Annotated in this window: 1 protein-coding gene and 1 pseudogene; both read right to left on the bottom strand. The window is 78.0% G+C overall.

Annotated elements, in window-relative coordinates:
- Window positions 1-468: pseudogene (locus IH13_RS44500) on the bottom strand (hypothetical protein); the annotation flags it as partial.
- A gap of 70 nt (window positions 469-538) precedes the next feature.
- A partial coding sequence (locus IH13_RS0109890) for a glycosyltransferase (protein ID WP_037841059.1) occupies window positions 539-1,803 on the bottom strand: 1,265 nt, incomplete at its 5' end.

The following is a 1,803-nucleotide window of genomic DNA, read 5'->3' as shown; positions in this document are numbered from 1 at the left end:
GGGCGCCCCGCCGACCGGGGGCGGGACGACGCAGCGCACGGGCTCGTCCCGGGCCGCCGGTCCGGCGAAGCGCGCCCCCTGGGGCACCCTGGCCGGGCACGCCCCCTGGACGGCGCCCGCGGGCCCGTCGGCGGGCAGGACACCACGGACACCCCCTGAGTCTGTCCCCCGGGGCCCACCGCCCGCTCCGGTCTCCAGGGCAGCGGTCTCCGGGGCGGCGCGGCCGGGGTCCGGCTCCGCCGGGCCGGCGGGCGGGGCCACGCCCCGCCCTCTCCCGCCAGGCTCTCCGTCGGCCCCGGGCCGGCCGCCGCCCCATCCGGGGGCCGCTTCCAGGTCGTCGGCCGCCACCACGGTCGGCACCCGCCCGGCCCACGTCGGGACCCGTACGCCGTCGGCCCGGCCCGCCGCACCCTCCCGGTAGACCGCACCCGGCACGGCGGCCCCCGGAGCGAGCGCCGCGCCTGACACGGCCTCACCGGACCGCGCGGGACCCGGGGCGGGGCTGTCGGCCGGTCGGCCCATGGGGCGTCCTCCGTGTTCACGCATCGCTGACCCCCACCCCGCGCGCGCCCGCGCACACGCCTTCCGCCTCGGCGCCGGTGGCCCAACTGGGCACCCGGGACGCCCCGGACGCCACCGGCACCGGTGGCAGCCGGCCCAGTACATGGGCCTCCGGCGGTGTGGCGAACGGCCGTGGCGGACCGGTGCGTTCCGCACGTGCCGCATCCGCCGCCCAGCGCGCCGGGGCGTGCGCCGCCAGGTCCAGGTAAATGCCGCGGAAAGCGGCGAGGTTCTGTTCCACGGTGAAGAGTTCGAGCGCCCGGGCGCGCGCCGCCGCACCGAGCCGTGCACGGCGCCCGGGGTCGCGCAGCAGCGCGACGCAGGCATCGGCGAGCGCCCTCGGATCGCGCGGGGGCACCACCAGTCCCGTACCGCCGACGACTTCCACCACGGCGCCCACGTCCGTCGAGACGGTGGCCCGTCCGCAGAACATCGCCTCGACGAGGCTGATGGGGAACCCCTCGACCACGCTGGACAGGACGACGACGCCACCCGTCGCGTAGGCCTCCGCGAGGTCGGGTACGTCCGGGCCGCCGATCTCCTCGAAGGTGACCGGGTGGTCGCCGACGGCATGGCCGTCCGTGGCCCGGGGCGGGAAGAGCTGGGCAGCGAGCGCCGTGCAGTGGGCCAGATACGCGTCGCCGCCGTCCCCTTGGACCGGCGCGCCGAAGACGCGCAGCCGGGCGTCGGGGACGGCGCGGCGCACCTCGGCGAACGCGTGCAGCAGGCCGATCAGGTCCTTGGCGGGCTCCGCCCGGCCGACCCACACCAGCGTGCCGGGGCCTGTGCGGTCCTCGCCCTCCCCCACGGCGGTGAACCGCTCGGTCTCCGTCCCCGGGTAGACCGTGCGCAGGGTGGACCGGTCGGCCCCGCAGCGCTCCTGCCAGCGGCGGACGTGGGTGTTGCCCGACGTGACGACGGAGGCCTGGCGGTACACCTCACACGCGAGCCTGCCGTGGAAGGCGGCCAGCAGGGCGCGCGCCGGAGCGCGGAACGAGGTGTCGGACGCCGCCAGGTAGTGGGTGCGCAGCGGGACCTGGTGCTCGGTCACCAGCAGCGGCACCCCGAAGAAGCGTTTGGCCAGCAGCCCGGGAAGGGCCGCGGCGCCCCCGGAGGCCGCGTGGCACAGATCGACCGCGCCCAGGCCGTCCTCGCCGTACCAGTCCAGGGAGAGGGGGCGCAGCGCGCGCTCCAGCTCCACCACGAAGGCGAGGTAGTCGGGGACGGTGGCACTGTGCACGG

Source organism: Streptomyces sp. NRRL WC-3549 (genome assembly GCF_000721935.1).
GTDB lineage: Bacteria > Actinomycetota > Actinomycetes > Streptomycetales > Streptomycetaceae > Streptomyces.
The sequence above is the reverse complement of the archived record's forward strand: the minus strand, read 5'-3'. Positions and strand labels throughout refer to the sequence as shown.